Origin of the sequence: Imhoffiella purpurea (assembly GCF_000585215.1) — a bacterium.
Classification (GTDB): domain Bacteria; phylum Pseudomonadota; class Gammaproteobacteria; order Chromatiales; family Chromatiaceae; genus Imhoffiella; species Imhoffiella purpurea.
Genome location: NZ_AONC01000138.1, coordinates 1 through 318 on the forward strand (window position 1 = coordinate 1; position 318 = coordinate 318).

At 69.5% G+C, this 318-nt stretch carries 1 protein-coding gene; it reads left to right on the forward strand.

The features are described 5' to 3' along the window. Positions 1–53: 53 nt before the first annotated feature. On the forward strand, positions 54–318 hold a 265-nt coding region (locus D779_RS20775), incomplete at its 3' end, for a hypothetical protein (protein WP_198295768.1).

The following is a 318-nucleotide window of genomic DNA, read 5'->3' on the forward strand; positions in this document are numbered from 1 at the left end:
GCATCCGGGCGAAGGGGATGTATCGCGATGCGGTCCGTTCGAGTCGCAGCCAGGTGGTGACCTGCTTGGGCGTGCAGTGGATCTGCATGGCGTTGCTGGTTCCCGTGCCCTGGAGCGAGCGCCCCTGGGCGCTGCCCTTTATGACCCGTCTGGTGCGTTCGGCCCGCGCCGACGCCGCTGCGGGGAGACGCCATCGCACGACGGTGGAGCTGACGATCGGGATGGCGCGCCTGGTGGCGCGGTGGCTGGGGCGCCGACGCTGGATCCTGATCGGCGACGGCAGCTATGCCTGCGTGCATCTGGGCTGGGAATGCCTCA